The sequence below is a fragment of the Streptomyces indicus genome (genome assembly GCF_900100315.1).
Taxonomy (GTDB): Bacteria; Actinomycetota; Actinomycetes; order Streptomycetales; family Streptomycetaceae; genus Streptomyces; species Streptomyces indicus.
The window spans coordinates 1-14,229 of the sequence record NZ_FNFF01000011.1 but is presented as its reverse complement, the minus strand read 5'-3'; the positions used below and the strand labels follow the sequence as shown (position 1 = coordinate 14,229).

Annotated in this window: 10 protein-coding genes and 1 tRNA gene; 1 reads left to right on the top strand and 10 read right to left on the bottom strand. The window is 65.8% G+C overall.

Going from position 1 to position 14,229, the window contains the following annotated elements; translation table 11 throughout:
- Nucleotides 1-48: 48 nt before the first annotated feature.
- The 10 genes from BLT97_RS24350 to BLT97_RS24300 form a co-directional block, all read right to left on the bottom strand.
- Complete coding sequence (locus BLT97_RS24350) at nucleotides 49-3,948, bottom strand: DNA-directed RNA polymerase subunit beta' (RefSeq protein ID WP_093613738.1); 3,900 nt, start codon at nucleotides 3,946-3,948, stop codon at nucleotides 49-51.
- Between the two features lie 98 nt (nucleotides 3,949-4,046).
- Nucleotides 4,047-7,532 carry a DNA-directed RNA polymerase subunit beta gene (gene rpoB / locus BLT97_RS24345; protein ID WP_093613735.1) on the bottom strand — a complete coding sequence of 1,162 codons (3,486 nt, stop codon included), beginning with the start codon at nucleotides 7,530-7,532 and terminating at the stop codon, nucleotides 4,047-4,049.
- Nucleotides 7,533-8,135: 603 nt separating this feature from the next.
- Complete coding sequence (gene rplL, locus BLT97_RS24335) at nucleotides 8,136-8,525, bottom strand: 50S ribosomal protein L7/L12 (RefSeq protein WP_093613733.1); 390 nt, start codon at nucleotides 8,523-8,525, stop codon at nucleotides 8,136-8,138.
- A 115-nt stretch (nucleotides 8,526-8,640) separates the two neighbouring features.
- Nucleotides 8,641-9,171 (bottom strand): 50S ribosomal protein L10, encoded by a 531-nt coding sequence (rplJ, locus tag BLT97_RS24330; RefSeq protein ID WP_093613731.1) that lies wholly within the window; start codon nucleotides 9,169-9,171, stop codon nucleotides 8,641-8,643.
- Nucleotides 9,172-9,563: 392 nt separating this feature from the next.
- Complete coding sequence (locus BLT97_RS24325; protein ID WP_093613729.1) at nucleotides 9,564-10,475, bottom strand: SCO4651 family lipoprotein; 912 nt, start codon at nucleotides 10,473-10,475, stop codon at nucleotides 9,564-9,566.
- Between the two features lie 139 nt (nucleotides 10,476-10,614).
- Nucleotides 10,615-11,343: a 50S ribosomal protein L1 gene (gene rplA / locus BLT97_RS24320; protein WP_093613727.1), complete on the bottom strand. Its 729-nt coding sequence runs from the start codon at nucleotides 11,341-11,343 to the stop codon at nucleotides 10,615-10,617.
- A 105-nt stretch (nucleotides 11,344-11,448) separates the two neighbouring features.
- Nucleotides 11,449-11,883, bottom strand: a complete 435-nt coding sequence (gene rplK, locus BLT97_RS24315; protein ID WP_093613725.1) for a 50S ribosomal protein L11 — start codon at nucleotides 11,881-11,883, stop codon at nucleotides 11,449-11,451.
- A 194-nt stretch (nucleotides 11,884-12,077) separates the two neighbouring features.
- The gene (gene nusG, locus BLT97_RS24310; RefSeq protein ID WP_093613723.1) at nucleotides 12,078-12,932 is read right to left on the bottom strand and encodes a transcription termination/antitermination protein NusG; all 855 of its coding nucleotides are present in this window, start codon (nucleotides 12,930-12,932) and stop codon (nucleotides 12,078-12,080) included.
- An 84-nt stretch (nucleotides 12,933-13,016) separates the two neighbouring features.
- Nucleotides 13,017-13,304: a preprotein translocase subunit SecE gene (gene secE, locus BLT97_RS24305; protein ID WP_093613721.1), complete on the bottom strand. Its 288-nt coding sequence runs from the start codon at nucleotides 13,302-13,304 to the stop codon at nucleotides 13,017-13,019.
- Between the two features lie 110 nt (nucleotides 13,305-13,414).
- Nucleotides 13,415-13,487: transfer RNA gene (locus tag BLT97_RS24300), tRNA-Trp, on the bottom strand.
- A 237-nt stretch (nucleotides 13,488-13,724) separates the two neighbouring features.
- On the opposite strand from BLT97_RS24300, the gene BLT97_RS24295 reads away from it, so the two are divergent.
- The coding region (locus BLT97_RS24295; RefSeq protein WP_143041374.1) for an aminotransferase class I/II-fold pyridoxal phosphate-dependent enzyme at nucleotides 13,725-14,229 on the top strand (505 nt) is incomplete at its 3' end.

Genomic DNA, 14,229 nt, shown 5'->3' with positions numbered 1-14,229 from the left:
CGCGAGGGGTGACCGCCCTGTGGACGTACTGCCGGCGCCTAGGCGCTCTTACTGGTTGTACGGACCGTAGTCGTAGTCCTCCAGCGGAACGGCCTGGCCGGAGCCGGTGCCGAACGGCGAGTAGTCGATGTCGTCGTAGCCGACGGCCGAGTACATCGCGGCCTTGGCCTCCTCGGTCGGCTCGACCCGGATGTTGCGGTAGCGGGACAGGCCCGTACCGGCCGGGATGAGCTTACCGATGATGACGTTCTCCTTGAGGCCGATGAGGCTGTCGGACTTGGCGTTGATCGCCGCATCCGTCAGGACTCGGGTCGTCTCCTGGAAGGAGGCGGCCGACAGCCAGGACTCCGTCGCCAGCGAGGCCTTGGTGATACCCATCAGCTGCGGACGGCCGGAGGCGGGGTGACCGCCCTCGGTGACCACACGACGGTTCTCGGTCTCGAACTTCGAGCGCTCGACGAGCTCGCCCGGCAGCAGCTCCGCGTCGCCGGACTCGATGATCGTCACGCGGCGCAGCATCTGCCGGATGATGATCTCGATGTGCTTGTCGTGGATCGACACACCCTGCGAGTTGTAGACCTTCTGGACCTCGCCGACCAGGTGCACCTGCACGGCGCGCTGGCCGAGGATGCGCAGGACGTCGTGCGGGTTGGTGGCACCCACGGTGAGCTTCTGGCCCACCTCGACGTGCTCGCCCTCGGACACCAGGAGACGGGCGCGCTTCGAGATCGGGTACGCCGTCTCGTCGCTGCCGTCGTCCGGGGTGACGACGATCTTCTTGGTCTTCTCGGTCTCCTCGATGCGGACACGGCCCGCGGCCTCGGAGATCGGGGCGACACCCTTCGGCGTACGAGCCTCGAAGAGCTCGACGACACGGGGCAGACCCTGGGTGATGTCGTCACCGGCCACACCACCGGTGTGGAAGGTACGCATCGTCAGCTGGGTACCGGGCTCACCGATGGACTGGGCGGCGATGATGCCGACCGCCTCACCGATGTCGACCAGCTTGCCGGTGGCGAGCGAACGGCCGTAGCAGAAGGCACAGGTGCCGACCGCCGACTCACAGGTCAGGACCGAGCGGGTCTTGACCTCCTCGACGCCGTGGGCGACCAGGGCGTCGATGAGCACGTCACCGAGGTCGACGTTGGCCGGCGCGATGACCTTGCCGTCGATGACGACGTCCTCGGCGAGCATGCGGGCGTAGACAGAGGTCTCGACGTCCTCGGCCTTGCGCAGCACGCCGGCGGCGTCCTTCTCGGCGATCCGCAGCTTCAGACCGCGGTCGGTGCCACAGTCCTCCTCGCGGATGATCACGTCCTGCGAGACGTCCACCAGACGACGGGTCAGGTAACCCGAGTCGGCGGTACGCAGGGCGGTGTCCGCCAGACCCTTACGAGCACCGTGCGTGGAGATGAAGTACTCCAGCACGGAGAGACCCTCGCGGAACGATGCCTTAATAGGCCGCGGGATCGTCTCGTTCTTCGCGTTGGACACCAGGCCACGCATACCGGCGATCTGACGCATCTGCATCATGTTTCCGCGCGCGCCCGAGTTGACCATCATGAAGATCGGGTTGGTCTTCGGGAAGTTGTCGTTCATCGCCTCGGCGACCTCGTTGGTCGCCTTGGTCCAGATGGTGATGAGCTCCTGAGTGCGCTCCTGCTTGGTGATCAGGCCGCGCTCGTACTGCTTCTGGACCTTCTCGTCCTGCGCCTCGTAACCCGCGACGATGGCCTTCTTGGCCTCGGGCACGACGACGTCGGAGATGGCGACGGTGACACCGGAACGGGTCGCCCAGTAGAAGCCGGCCGCCTTCAGGTTGTCGAGCGTCGCCGCCACGATGACCTTGGGGTAGCGCTCGGCGAGGTCGTTGACGATCTCGGAGAGCTGCTTCTTGCCGACCTCGTAGTCGACGAACGGGTAGTCCTCGGGCAGCAGCTCGTTGAAGAGCGCACGGCCGAGCGTGGTCTTCAGACGGAAGCTGTCGCCGGCCTGGTACTCCGGCTCGCCCTCCTCGGCGACCGGCGGCACCCAGCCACGCGGCGGGATGGTGCCCACCGGGAAGCGGATGTCGACCTTCGACTGGAGCGAGAGCTCGCCCGCGTCGAACGCCATGATGGCCTCGGCGACGGAGGCGAAGGACCGGCCCTCGCCCTTGACGTCGCGCATCTCGCCGTCGGTGGTGAGGAAGAACAGACCCAGGACCATGTCCTGCGTCGGCATCGTCACCGGGCGGCCGTCGGCCGGCTTGAGGATGTTGTTCGAGGACAGCATCAGGATGCGGGCCTCGGCCTGCGCCTCCGCGGACAGCGGCAGGTGCACGGCCATCTGGTCACCGTCGAAGTCCGCGTTGAACGCGGTGCAGACGAGCGGGTGGATCTGGATGGCCTTGCCCTCGACCAGCTGCGGCTCGAAGGCCTGGATGCCGAGGCGGTGCAGGGTGGGAGCACGGTTCAGGAGAACCGGGTGCTCGGCGATGACCTCTTCGAGGACGTCGTACACGACCGTGCGGCCGCGCTCCACCATGCGCTTGGCGCTCTTGATGTTCTGCGCGTGGTTCAGGTCGACCAGGCGCTTCATCACGAACGGCTTGAAGAGCTCCAGCGCCATGGCCTTCGGCAGACCGCACTGGTGCAGCTTCAGCTGCGGGCCGACGACGATCACGGAACGCGCGGAGTAGTCCACACGCTTACCGAGAAGGTTCTGACGGAAGCGACCCTGCTTACCCTTCAGCATGTCGCTGAGGGACTTCAGCGGGCGGTTGCCGGGACCGGTGACCGGGCGACCACGACGACCGTTGTCGAAGAGGGCGTCAACAGCCTCCTGAAGCATGCGCTTCTCGTTGTTGACGATGATCTCCGGAGCACCCAGGTCGAGCAGGCGCTTCAGACGGTTGTTGCGGTTGATCACACGGCGGTACAGGTCGTTCAGGTCGGAGGTCGCGAAGCGGCCACCGTCCAGCTGCACCATCGGACGCAGGTCCGGCGGGATGACCGGGACGCAGTCCAGGACCATGCCCTTGGGGCTGTTGTTCGTGGTGAGGAACGCGGAGACGACCTTGAGGCGCTTGAGCGCACGGGTCTTCTTCTGGCCCTTGCCGGTACGGATGATCTCGCGGAGGCGCTCGGCCTCCTCCTCGAGGTCGAAGGTCTCCAGGCGCTTCTGCAGAGCAGCGGCACCCATGGAGCCGTCGAAGTACGTGCCGAAGCGGTCACGCAGCTCGCGGTAGAGCAGCTCGTCGCCCTCGAGGTCCTGGACCTTGAGGTTCTTGAAGCGGTTCCACACCTCGTCGAGACGGTCGATCTCGCGCTGGGCGCGGTCGCGCAGCTGCTTCATCTCACGCTCGGCACCCTCGCGCACCTTGCGGCGCACGTCGGCCTTGGCACCCTCGGCCTCGAGCTCGGCCAGGTCGGTCTCGAGCTTCTTGGCGCGGGCCTCGAGGTCCGCGTCACGGCGCTGCTCGATCTGCTGACGCTCGACGGAGACGTGCGCCTCCAGGGACGGCAGGTCGCGGGTACGACGCTCCTCGTCCACGAACGTGATCATGTACGCGGCGAAGTAGATGACCTTCTCGAGGTCCTTCGGCGCGAGGTCGAGCAGGTAACCCAGGCGCGACGGGACGCCCTTGAAGTACCAGATGTGCGTGACGGGAGCGGCAAGCTCGATGTGGCCCATCCGCTCACGGCGCACCTTGGCGCGCGTGACCTCGACGCCACAGCGCTCACAGATGATGCCCTTGAAGCGGACGCGCTTGTACTTGCCGCAGTAGCACTCCCAGTCCCGGGTCGGACCGAAGATCTTCTCGCAGAAGAGTCCGTCCTTTTCGGGCTTGAGCGTGCGGTAGTTGATGGTCTCGGGCTTCTTGACCTCGCCGTGGCTCCACTGACGGATGTCGTCAGCGGTGGCCAGGCCGATCCGGAGCTCGTCGAAGAAGTTGACGTCGAGCACTATGCGTCAATCCCTCTCAGGGTTGTGTCTCATCAATGGTCTGTACGGGGTCCGGGGTCCCGCCACCCGGCCGGCTGGGCCGGGTGGCGGGGAACCCGTCAGACCTCTTCGACGCTGCTCGGCTCGCGCCGGGACAGGTCGATACCGAGCTCTTCCGCAGCGCGGAAGACGTCCTCGTCGGTGTCACGCATCTCGATGGACATGCCGTCCGAGGACAGCACCTCCACGTTGAGGCAGAGCGACTGCATTTCCTTGATGAGCACCTTGAAGGACTCGGGAATGCCCGGCTCGGGGATGTTCTCGCCCTTGACGATGGCCTCGTAGACCTTCACACGGCCGGTGACGTCGTCGGACTTGATCGTCAGAAGCTCCTGGAGGGCGTACGCGGCGCCGTATGCCTCCAGCGCCCACACCTCCATCTCACCGAAGCGCTGACCACCGAACTGCGCCTTACCACCCAGCGGCTGCTGGGTGATCATCGAGTACGGACCGGTCGAACGGGCGTGCAGCTTGTCGTCGACCAGGTGGTGCAGCTTCAGGATGTACATGTAGCCGACCGAGATCGGGTCCGGGAACGGCTCGCCGGAACGACCGTCGAACAGCCGCGCCTTGCCGGACGGGAGCACCATGCGCTCGCCGTCGCGGTTCGGGATGGTGTGCTCGAACAGGCCGGCCAGCTCGTCCTCACGCGCACCGTCGAAGACCGGGGTCGCGACGTTGGTCCGCGGCTGGACCTCGTCGGCGCCGATGGTCTGCAGGCGCTGGGCCCACTCGTCGGCGAGACCGGAGACGTCCCAGCCCTGGCTGGCGAGCCAGCCGAGGTGGATCTCGAGGACCTGGCCCGGGTTCATTCGGGACGGGACACCGAGCGGGTTGAGGATGATGTCGACCGGAGTTCCGTCCTCGAGGAACGGCATGTCCTCGATGGGCAGGATCTTCGAGATAACACCCTTGTTGCCGTGGCGGCCGGCGAGCTTGTCACCGTCGGTGATCTTGCGCTTCTGCGCCACGTACACGCGAACCAGCTGGTTCACGCCCGGGGGAAGCTCGTCGCCCTCCTCGCGGTCGAAGACGCGGACGCCGATGACCTTGCCGGTCTCGCCGTGCGGCACCTTCAGCGAGGTGTCACGGACCTCACGGGCCTTCTCACCGAAGATGGCGCGCAGCAGGCGCTCCTCCGGCGTCAGCTCGGTCTCACCCTTGGGCGTGACCTTGCCGACGAGGATGTCGCCGGCGACGACCTCGGCACCGATACGGATGATGCCGCGCTCGTCGAGGTCGGCGAGGACCTCCTCGGAAACGTTCGGGATGTCCCGGGTGATCTCCTCGGGGCCGAGCTTGGTGTCACGGGCGTCGACCTCGTGCTCCTCGATGTGGATCGAGGAGAGGACGTCGTCCTGCACGAGGCGCTGCGACAGGATGATCGCGTCCTCGTAGTTGTGACCCTCCCACGGCATGAACGCCACGAGCAGGTTCTTGCCGAGCGCCATCTCGCCGTTCTCGGTGGCGGGACCGTCGGCGAGGACCTGGCCCTCGATGATCCGGGCGCCCTCGTCGACGACAACCTTCTGGTTGACCGAGGTGCCCTGGTTCGAGCGCGAGAACTTCGCGACGCGGTACGTGGTGTACGTGCCGTCGTCGTTGGCCACCGTGACGTAGTCGGCGGAGACCTCCTGGACGACACCGTCCTTCTCGGCCTTGATGACGTCACCGGCGTCGACCGCGCAGCGGTACTCCATGCCGGTGCCGACCAGCGGGGCCTCGGCCTTGATGAGCGGCACGGCCTGGCGCATCATGTTCGCGCCCATGAGGGCACGGTTGGCGTCGTCGTGCTCGAGGAACGGGATCATCGCGGTCGCGACCGACACCATCTGGCGCGGCGAGACGTCCATGTAGTCGACGTCGTCACCGGGGATGTAGTCGATCTCGCCGCCACGGCGGCGGACCAGGACGCGGGCCTCGGTGAAGCGCATGTCCTCGGACAGCGTCGCGTTGGCCTGCGCGATGACGAAACGGTCTTCCTCGTCAGCCGTGAGGTAGTCGACCTCGTCGGTGACGACACCGTCGACGACCTTGCGGTACGGCGTCTCGATGAAACCGAACGGGTTGATCCGGCCGTACGAGGCGAGCGAACCGATCAGACCGATGTTCGGGCCTTCGGGCGTCTCGATCGGGCACATGCGGCCGTAGTGCGAGGGGTGCACGTCACGGACCTCGAAGCCGGCCCGCTCACGGGACAGACCACCCGGGCCGAGGGCGTTCAGACGACGCTTGTGCGTCAGCCCCGACAGCGGGTTGTTCTGGTCCATGAACTGCGACAGCTGCGACGTACCGAAGAACTCCTTGATCGACGCCACCACGGGGCGGATGTTGATCAGGGTCTGCGGCGTGATCGCCTCGACGTCCTGCGTGGTCATGCGCTCGCGCACGACGCGCTCCATACGGGCGAGACCCGTACGGACCTGGTTCTGGATGAGCTCGCCGACGTTACGGATACGGCGGTTGCCGAAGTGGTCGATGTCGTCGGTCTCGACGACGATCTCGCGGCCCGAGGCGCCGACCGTCTCGGTCTCACCGGCGTGCAGCTTCACCAGGTACTTGATGGTGGCGATGATGTCGTCGGTGGTGAGCACGCCGGCGTCCAGCGGCTCGTCCGCGCCGAGCTTCTTGTTCACCTTGTAGCGGCCGACCTTCGCCAGGTCGTAGCGCTTCGAGTTGAAGTAGAGGTTCTCGAGCAGCGTCTGAGCGGCCTCGCGCGTGGGCGGCTCGCCCGGACGCAGCTTGCGGTAGATGTCGAGGAGCGCGTCGTCCTGACCCTGGGTGTGGTCCTTCTCCAGGGTGGCGCGCATCGACTCGTACTCGCCGAACTCCTCGAGGATCTGCTCGGTCGTCCAACCGAGAGCCTTGAGCAGAACGGTCACCGACTGCTTGCGCTTGCGGTCGATACGGACACCGACCATGTCGCGCTTGTCGATCTCCATCTCCAGCCAGGCACCCCGGGACGGGATGATCTTGGCGGAGAAGATGTCCTTGTCGGACGTCTTGTCGATCGAGGAGTCGAAGTAGACACCCGGCGAACGGACCAGCTGCGAGACCACGACACGCTCGGTGCCGTTGATCACGAACGTGCCCTTGTTCGTCATGAGCGGGAAGTCGCCCATGAAGACGGTCTGGGACTTGATCTCGCCGGTCTCGTTGTTGGTGAACTCGGCGGTGACGAAGAGCGGGGCCGCGTACGTGAAGTCGCGCTCCTTGCACTCGTCGATCGAGTTCTTCGGGGGCTCGAAACGGTGGTCGCGGAAGGTCAGCGACATCGACCCGGAGAAGTCCTCGATCGGGGAGATCTCCTCGAAGATCTCCTCCAGACCGGACTTGGTGGGGACGTCCTGACCGGACTCCAGAGCCTCCTCGACCCGACTCTGCCAAGCGGTGTTGCCGAGCAGCCAGTCAAAGCTCTCGGTCTGCAGCGCGAGCAGGTTCGGAACCTCGAGGGGCTCCTTGATCTTTGCAAAGGAGATGCGCAGCGGGGCGGTGCTTGCGCCGTTGTTCGTAATCGCGGTCGAGGCAGTGCGCGAGGCGGCCAAGAGGGGGTCCTTCCGAGGGCTCGGACTCACTACGCGCGTACCGGTCCCAAACTGAACGCGTCGACAGAAAAGCCCTGGTCAGAGAGGCGCCAGGGAAAGTCGGTCAACGAAGCTCAAGCATGGGCATGCCCCTGGTGACGGGCAGGAGGCAGCTAACAGGCAGCGCAAAGGGTCAGTGTAGCCACAAGGCCCACTGATGTCCAGTGCGGGTTTTCGACCGACCCACGAACACCTCGTCATGCTGCTGTTGTGGCGCCTCCGGCAGACCCCTCGCCGGTGGGCGCATATCCACACTGCCCAGTTCGTCTTCGATCCATGCCTCGGATCCGGATCGATGTGACGACGCGTCCTGAGAATTGCGCGCTGCGTGCGGTTCGTCAAGGCCCCCTGTCCCGTGGAGATCGTCACCCGGGAGCCTTGGGGAGCCTGGCTGAGCACAACGAAGATCACCATACTCAACCGCACTGTCAGCGCAAGGCAGTCGCCGCACGGACCCCTCGACAAGACCAAAGGGCGACCACCCATATGGGTGATCGCCCTTCAGTGTGTGCGCGTTACAGCCCGAGGGCCGGTTCACGCAGAAGAGTCAGCAGACTCGCAAGGTCACTTGACCTCGACGGAGGCGCCGGCGCCCTCGAGGGCCTCCTTGGCCTTGTCCGCGGCGTCCTTGGCGACCTTCTCGAGGACCGGCTTCGGGGTGCCGTCGACGAGGTCCTTGGCCTCCTTCAGACCCAGGGAGGTCAGCTCACGCACGACCTTGATGACCTGGATCTTCTTGTCGCCGGCGCCGGTGAGGATGACGTCGAACTCGTCCTTCTCCTCGGCAGCAGCGGCGTCGCCACCGGCGGCAGCGCCACCGGCAACCATGACCGGCGCGGCAGCGGCGGCGGTGACGTCGAACTTCTCCTCGAAGGCCTTCACGAACTCGGAGAGCTCGATGAGGGTCATCTCCTCGAACTGCGCGAGCAGGTCTTCCTGGCTGAGCTTCGCCATGATGGCGGTCCTTCCACTAATTCGGCTGGTGCCGGAGTTTCTATGAGTGGCGGGCGTACTTTCGGGCCCGCTGCGACCCGCGCCTCAAGCGGCGCAGATCATGACGCGAGCCGAATTACTCGGCACCGCCCTGCTCGGCCTGCTTGGCGCGCAGCGCGTCCACGGTGCGGACGAGCTTCGACGGCAGCGCCTGGAAGAGCGAAGCAGCCTGGGACTGCTTGCCCTTGAAGGCACCGGCCAGCTTGCTGAGCAGAACCTCGCGGGACTCGAGGTCCGCAAGCTTCTTGATCTCGTCGGCGGACAGCGCCTTGCCATCAAGGACACCGCCCTTGATGACGAGAGCGGGGTTGTCCTTGGCGAAGTCACGAAGACCCTTCGCCGCCTCGACCGGGTCACCGGTAACGAAGGCAACGGCCGTCGAGCCCTTGAGGTGCTCGTCCAGCGCAGAGATCCCGGCCTCCTGGGCCGCGATCTTGGTCAGCGTGTTCTTCACCACTCGGTACTGAGCGTTCTCGCCGAGAGAACGGCGCAGCTGCTTGAGCTGCGCCACGCTGAGTCCGGTGTACGAGGTGACAACAGCGGCGTTGGAGTTGCGCAGATCGCGCGTGATCTCCTCGACAGCTGTGACCTTCTCGGTCGTCGCCATGTGCCTCGGCCTCCTTCCGGGGTGATGAATCCTCGACTGACCTCGCGATCAGCCGTACGTCGCCGGACCGCCTGAATCAGGCACGTGGAGAAGGGGCTCTGCACAAACGGGTCTGTACAAAACGAAACGCCCCGGCGCAGGCGCACGGGGCGTGAACTCAACCGGACGGAACCGTCCAGGAGCACATTCCACAGTCACCTGCGCGGGTCGTCCGCGGTAAGCGGATCCTTCGGCCGCCGCACCCCCTTGCGGGCGCACAGCAACGACCAGCGGTCTTTGGCTTCTCAGGAAGAGTACGCGAACGGATGCTTGCCGAGCAAATCGGGCCGGGAGCACCTAGGATGCGCCCGGCCCGATCGCGCTACTGGGAGGTGGCGGGAGGTGCCGGGCGGTCAGCCTTCGAGGCCGCCCGCCTGCTCCAGCTCCTCCAGCATCTGCATCAGGTCGAAGGTCTGGGACGCCGGCGGGACCTCGACCTGGGCCTTGGCGCCGTAGTCCGAGTACGTCTGCGTCATCTCGATGGTGCCTTCAGGGCTGTCGATGCCGAGGTTCAGCTTGACCGGGTAGCCGTCCTCGTTGACCCACACCTCGGTGTCGTAGCCCTCGATGCCGGCCGTCTCCGCGTTCTTCAGGAGCTCCTTGCGGTCCTTCTCGTCGAGGAAGTCGTATGCGGACTCGTTCGTCTTGAGCATCTCGGCGACGGTGAGCGTGCCCTTGTAGTGCTGGGTCTTCTCACCGGAGACCGTCGCGGAGCCAAGGTGCTTGAGGCTGGGCGACTCCAGGAGCATGGCCATCTGCTTGGCCGGGTCCTGGTTCATGTTGTCGATGCCGCCGGTGAGCTTCTGCTCCAGGCCCGGAGCGCCGGACTTCTTCGCGATGGCAGCGAGGTCCATCTTCATCCAGCGCTTTCCGTCCATCTCGGCAGGCGCTTCTGCCCCCATGTCCATGTACATCACGTTGTCGCGCCAGACCATGCGTATGCGCTCAGGCGCACCAGGCGTCTCGCTGAATGCCGCGCCGGACATCGTCATGTCCATCACGGTCGGGTCCCAGCCCATGACACCCGACATCTTCGTCTCCCCGGGAGCGCCCGGGATCGACATCGTCATCTCGACCCTGGCCGACTTCGCCTCGGCCGTCTTCTCGTACGCCACCGTCAGCGCCTCGACGGCCGACGCCCGGGACTGGAGCTTCGGTGCCTTGTCGGCGGCCTTGCCGTCCGTCTCCGAGCCCTGACAGCCGGCCACGGCGACCAGTGCGGCGGCCGATACGGCGGCCATGCCTATGCGCTTGTACGCGTTCATCGGTGCAACCCCCCAGTGGTGCTTGTGAGTAGACAGCCAACGTAGCCGAGGCGTACGACAGCGAGAAACGCAAAAACCCGGCACCAACAGCTCCGAAGAGCTGCCGGTGCCGGGCAATGACCAGCTATGAGCCTGGGGCTCAGACCGCGGCCGGGTCCTCCTCGACGAGGAGGTTGCGGGTGCGGTTCGGGTCGACCGGAATGCCGGGGCCCATCGTGGTGGTGATGGCGGCCTTCTTGATGTAGCGACCCTTCGCGGCGGACGGCTTCAGACGGAGGATCTCCTCCAGGGCCGCGCCGTAGTTCTCCACCAGCTTGGTGTCGTCGAAGGACACCTTGCCGATGATGAAGTGCAGGTTCGAGTGCTTGTCGACGCGGAACTCGATCTTGCCGCCCTTGATCTCGTTGACCGCCTTGGCGACGTCGGGCGTCACGGTGCCGGTCTTCGGGTTGGGCATGAGACCACGCGGGCCGAGGACGCGGCCGAGGCGGCCGACCTTGCCCATGAGGTCCGGGGTGGCGACGACGGCGTCGAACTCGTTGAGGCGGTTGCCCTTCGAGATCTCGTCGATGAGCTCGTCGGAGCCGACGATGTCGGCGCCGGCGGCACGCGCGGCCTCGGCACGGTCACCGGTCGCGAAGACCAGGACCCGGGCGGTCTTACCGGTGCCGTGCGGGAGGTTCACGGTGCCGCGGACCATCTGGTCGGCCTTGCGCGGGTCGACACCCAGGCGGAAGGCGACCTCGACGGTGCCGTCGAACTTCGTCGCGGAGGTCTCCTTGGCGAGACGGACGGCCTCGAGCGGGGCGTACAGCTTGTCCCGGTCGACCTTGGCGTCCGCAGCGCGGAGAGTCTTGCTGCGCTTCACATCTACTCCTGAGGTTCAGGTTTGGAGTTCGTGGTGCGGACCAGCGCCTGGCCCTACCACTTGAGGTCACGGGGCGTCAGTGACGACGTCCACGCAGGGTGAGGTTCAGCCCTCGACCGTGATGCCCATGGAACGGGCGGTGCCAGCGATGATCTTGGACGCGGCGTCCAGGTCGTTGGCGTTCAGGTCGGGCATCTTGGTCTCGGCGATCTCGCGGACCTGCGCCTGGGTGATCTTGGCGACCTTGGTCTTGTGCGGCTCGCCCGAGCCCTTCTCGACACCAGCGGCCTTGAGGATCATCTTCGCGGCCGGCGGAGTCTTGGTGATGAAGGTGAAGGAACGGTCCTCGTAGACCGTGATCTCCACCGGGATCACCCAGCCACGCTGCGACTCGGTCGCGGCGTTGTAGGCCTTGCAGAACTCCATGATGTTGACGCCGTGCTGACCCAGCGCGGGGCCGACCGGCGGAGCCGGGTTGGCGGCACCGGCCTGGATCTGGAGCTTGATCAGCCCCGTGACCTTCTTCTTCTTGGGAGGCATTGCTCTCTCCGGGTCCTAGTGAGAGTGAACTGCCTTCACCCGATCATCCGGATGGAGGCATACCGCACAACGATAACGGGTATCCATGCGCGGCTAAAAACCGAGCAGGTCAGACCGGCTTTGAGAGCCCGTCTGACCTGTTCGGAAGCGTGCTGTCCAGAAAGCCCCGGGACGCCCGGGAAGCTCAGGAAGAGCTAGTTCTTCTGGATCTGGTCGAAGCTCAGCTCGACCGGGGTCTCGCGGCCGAAGATCTCGACGAGGCCCTTGACCTTCTTCGAGTCGGCGTTGATCTCGTTGATGGTCGCCTGCAGCGTCGCGAACGGGCCGTCGGTGACGGTGACCGAGTCGCCGACCTCGAAGTCGAGGACCTGGACCTCGACCTTGCGGGCGGGAGCCGGCTTGCCCTCGGCCTCGGCGGCCTCGCGGGCGGCCTTCTCCTCGGCCTCCGGGGCGAGCATCTTGACGATCTCGTCCAGGGTCAGCGGGTACGGGTCGTAGGCGTTGCCCACGAAGCCGGTGACGCCCGGGGTGTTGCGGACGACGCCCCAGGACTCGTTCGTCAGGTCCATGCGGACGAGCACGTAACCAGGCAGCTTGTTCTGCTTGATCGTCTTGCGCTCGCCGTTCTTGATCTGCGCGACCTCTTCCTGCGGCACCTCGGCCTGGAAGATGAAGTCCTCGACGTTGAGCGAGACGGCGCGCTGCTCGAGGTTGGTCTTCACACGGTTCTCGTAACCGGCGTACGTGTGGATGACGTACCACTCGCCGGGCAGAGTGCGGAGCTCCTCGCGCAGGGCGGCGATCGGGTCGACCGGCTCGGCCTCCTCGACCTCGGCCTCTTCCGCGGCGGCCTCGTCGGCCTCCGTCTCGGCGACGGCCTCGGCCTCGTCCTCGACGTTCATCGCGGCTTCTTCGGCCGGCTCACCGGCAGCGGCGTCGGCAGCCTCGGCCTGGTCCGGGTCCACGGAGTCCGCCGCCTCGACGATGTCGAGCTGGTCCTCTACGGACTCGATCGACTCGCTGGCGTCGTTCAGGTTCGGGTCAGACACGGTGGCTGCTTCTTCCTGGCTACATATGGGGGTGGAACGCGCGAAAGGGACGCCGGGGTAACGGCGTCCTTGTCGCTGCTGCTTCTAACCGAAGATGTACTTGACGGCTTCGGAGAAGCCATAGTCAATCACGGTCACCAAAGCGATCATGATGACAACGAAGACAATCACCACTGTGGTGTATGTCGTCAGCTGACTGCGAGTCGGCCAGACAACCTTGCGGAGTTCCGCGACGATCTGGCGGTAGAAGAGAGCGAGCCGGCCCAGGGGGCCCTTCTTGCCTCGCTTGCCGCCCTTGCGGGCCTTCTTCTTGGACTCGGTCGCCTCGTCCGGGGCATCAGGCGTGTCGATGGAGCCCACGGCGTCCGTCACTCAATCTCACCTGGTTCCGGGTCGTGGCCGTGCCGCGCCCGGTTGGAGCCGCACGGCGGTGCTTTGCAGTACGTACATGCGTCACACGTCCTGGCGATGGAAGTGTGTAGCAGGGCCGGAGGGACTTGAACCCCCAACCGCCGGTTTTGGAGACCGGTGCTCTACCAATTGAGCTACGACCCTTTGGGTTCCCCCAACGTACCGCATCCACACGGAAGCACGTGGTGTGCGAGGTGGGAGCGGCCGGTGAAGGCCAACGAGGGAAGAGTGTACGTGGTCCGGGCCCCGGCGTCGAACAGATACCTGCTGAGAGCCCTTCGGACACCTGTCGCAGGGCGGTGCGCGGGGCCTTGTCCGCTCTTCGTCCGCTCTTCGGAACTCATGTGCCCGGCGCTCCGCGGGTCTGGAACGATGGGGCGCATGAGCGCTGCAACCTCACCCACCGAACGTCGTATCTCCCGCCGGATCGGAGCGATCTCCGAGTCCGCGACCCTCGCCGTCGACGCCAAGGCCAAGGCCCTCAAGGCCGCCGGCCGGCCGGTGATCGGCTTCGGCGCGGGTGAGCCGGACTTCCCGACGCCCGACTACATCGTCGAAGCCGCCATCGAGGCCTGCAAGAACCCGAAGTACCACCGGTACACCCCGGCCGGCGGGCTTCCCGAGCTCAAGGCCGCGATCGCCGCGAAGACGCTGCGGGACTCGGGTTACGAGGTCGAGGCGGCCAACGTGCTGGTCACCAACGGTGGCAAGCAGGCCATCTACGAGGCCTTCGCGACGATCCTCGACCCGGGCGACGAGGTCATCGTGCCGACCCCGTACTGGACGACGTACCCCGAGTCGATCCAGCTCGCGGGCGGTGTCCCGGTGTTCGTGACGGCGGACGAGACCACCGGCTACCGGGTCTCGGTGGAGCAGCTCGAATCGG